The following is a 2,676-nucleotide window of genomic DNA, read 5'->3' on the forward strand; positions in this document are numbered from 1 at the left end:
CTGGGCGTGCTCGGCGATCAGCTCGTCGAGCTGGGCGACCACCGCGGCGCGCTGTTCGATCGCGTCGGCGAAGGCCAGCGTGAGCTTGAACCGGAAGTCCGGCGCGGCGTCGGTGGGCAGCAACAACCCGGAGGTACGCCGCCGGTCCAGCACCTGGATCAGGGTGACCGGCGCCGCCGGATTGTGGGCCAGACCGGTTATCCGGCCGTACGCCCAGTCGCGCCGACCCCGCCCGCCGAGCAGCACGAGTCGACGGCTGGTGATCACGGCCATGCCGGCGTCGGTGACGCGTACGCCGTCCGGGCGGCGCGGGCGCAGCGGCCCGGTTCCCGGGGCGACCGTGAGGTCCGGCGCGGGCAGCACGGTGGTGTGCCGCACCTCGACCAGTTGCGCGGCGGGTAGCGCCCAGAGCACCACCTCGTCGGCGGCCAACTCCAACGCCAGCCCGGCGCCGGCGGCCGCCGAGCCCTTGAAGTCGGCGGCCAGGGCGCGCAGCCGCCGCAACTCGTCGTCGCGTCGCCGCCACGCCGCCTCAGCGCCGCGGTACGTGCTGACCCGCCGCACGTTCTGCCGGTGCGCCCACCGGTACCGCCAAGTGGAACCCGTCGATTCAGTCTTTGCCACGCCGACTCCTTCGCCGCGCAGGCCACCAATCTGGGGGTGTCACGAGGTTCAACAGGTCCGGCGCGGCGCCCGGACACGCCGAAACGGGCGAACTACCCGATCGGCGGAGCAACCAGCACGATAGGGGGATACTGGTGCCGACGTTCATGTTCTCCGAGGGGGGTGGCGGTCGTGCCGGCAGTCACGCTGCCCGGGGTCGTGATCGGGGTCGACATCGGCACCACCAGCACGAAGGCCGTCGCGTACGACACCGACGGGCGGCAGCTCGGCAGCCACCTGATCGGCTACCCGCTGAACAACCCGCAACCCGGCTACGCCGAGCAGGACCCGCAACTCATCCTCGAAGCGGTGCTCAAGTCGATCAGCATGGTCGTGGCCGAGCTGGTCCAGCCGGTGGCCGGGCTGTCGTTCGGCTCGGCCATGCACAGCCTGATCGGGTTGGACCGGGACGGCACTCCGCTCACCCCGTCGGTGACCTGGGCCGACTCCCGCTCGACCCAGCAGGCCGAGCGGTTGCGGGCGGTGCCGTCGGGGCTGGCCCTGCACCGGCGTACCGGCACGCCGATGCACCCGATGTCGCCGCTACCCAAGCTGCTCTGGTTCGCCGAGCAGGAGCCGAAACTCTTCGAGCGGGTGGTGCACTGGGTGGGCATCAAGGAATGGGTGCTGCTGCGGCTCTGCGGCGCGCTGGTCACCGACCACTCGATCGCCTCGGCCACCGGCCTGCTCGACATCCACACACTGGAGTGGGACCACGAGGCGCTGAGCATCGCCGGCATCACCGAGGAACAACTCCCGCAACTGGTCGCCACCACCGCCGTGCTGCCCAACCTCACCCCGCAGTCCGCGGCCGAGACCGGCCTGCCGGAGCGCACCCCGGTGGTGGTCGGCGCGGGCGACGGACCACTGGCGAACCTGGGCCTGGGCGCGGTGCACCCCGGCATGGTGGCCTGCTCGATCGGCACCAGCGGCGCGATGCGGGTGATGGTCGAGCGGCCCGGTGTGGACCCGCTCGGCGGGGTGTTCTGCTACGCCCTGACCGAGCAGCGCTGGGCGGTCGGTGGCGCGATCAACAACGGCGGCATCGTGCTCAAGTGGGCCGGTGCGGCGCTCGCCCCGGATCTGGGCGAGCACTCCGAGGAGGACCTGGTCGCCCTGGCGGCCCGCGCGCCGGTCGGCTCGGGTGGGCTCATCATGCTGCCGTACCTGCACAGCGAACGAGCGCCACACTGGAGCGCCCTGCCGCGCGGCGCGTACGTGGGGTTGACCCACGCGCACCGCCGCGAGCACCTGGTGCGGGCCGCGCTGGAGGGTGTCTGTCAGCAGCTCGCGCTGGTGCTCAGCTCGGTGCGCGCGGCCGGAAACGAGGTCCGCGAGGTCCGGGCCGGTGGCGGTTTCGCCCGCAGCGGGCTGTGGCGGCAGATGCTCGCCGACGTGCTCGGCCTGCCGGTGAGCTTCCCGGCGGCGCACGAGGGGTCGAGCTTCGGCGCGGCCCTGCTCGGCATGGAGGCGCTCGGGCTGATCCCCAGCATCGACGTCGCCGCCGACCTGGTGCGGATCGAGGAGACGATCCGCCCCGACCCGGCCGCCGCCGCCACCTACGCGGCGCTGCTGCCGCTCTTCGCCGAGCTGTACGAGGCCCTCACGCCCGCCTTCGCCTCGATCCGCCGGATGGCACCCGGCCTGCCCACCGGCCCCGCACCACCGACGTGAGCGGTGGGGTCAGGGCGCCTCGACGCCGGCGATCAGGTAACGCCGCACGTCGGCGTCGAGGATGGCCGCTTCCTGCGCGTCGTCCGGCCCGGAGCCACGGAACGCGGCCAACTGCTCGGCTGACTCCCAGCGTTCGTAGACGTGGATCCGACCGGGCTCCAACGGGTCGGCCGCCAGCAGGAAGTCGAGGCAGCCGGCGGTGGCGCGCGCCCGCGCCATGACCTGTTCGCAGCCGGCCAGGTACGCCTCGCGGGTGCCCGGTTCGACCTGCAGGCTGCCGGCGATGATCAGCATTGGTCCCCCGGGGTGAGTGGGCTGACCTTTGCTCTGCACCCGCCC

The 2,676-nt window shown here is 72.8% G+C and carries 2 protein-coding genes and 1 pseudogene; 1 reads left to right on the forward strand and 2 read right to left on the reverse strand.

The window, feature by feature from the left end; genetic code table 11:
* A pseudogene (locus PSH25_RS26320) lies at nt 1-624 on the reverse strand (hypothetical protein); the annotation flags it as partial.
* Between the two features lie 171 nt (nt 625-795).
* On the opposite strand from PSH25_RS26320, the gene PSH25_RS26325 reads away from it, so the two are divergent.
* On the forward strand, nt 796-2,337 hold the full coding sequence (locus PSH25_RS26325; protein ID WP_238661597.1) for a gluconokinase: 1,542 nt from the start codon (nt 796-798) through the stop codon (nt 2,335-2,337).
* 9 nt (nt 2,338-2,346) lie between these two features.
* Here PSH25_RS26325 and PSH25_RS26330 read toward each other — a convergent pair whose 3' ends face one another.
* Nucleotides 2,347-2,631, reverse strand: coding sequence for a putative quinol monooxygenase (locus tag PSH25_RS26330; protein ID WP_238661598.1), 285 nt, complete (start codon nt 2,629-2,631; stop codon nt 2,347-2,349).
* Nucleotides 2,632-2,676: the final 45 nt, after the last annotated feature.

Origin of the sequence: Micromonospora foliorum, assembly GCF_022229015.1 — a bacterium.
Lineage (GTDB): Bacteria > Actinomycetota > Actinomycetes > Mycobacteriales > Micromonosporaceae > Micromonospora > Micromonospora foliorum.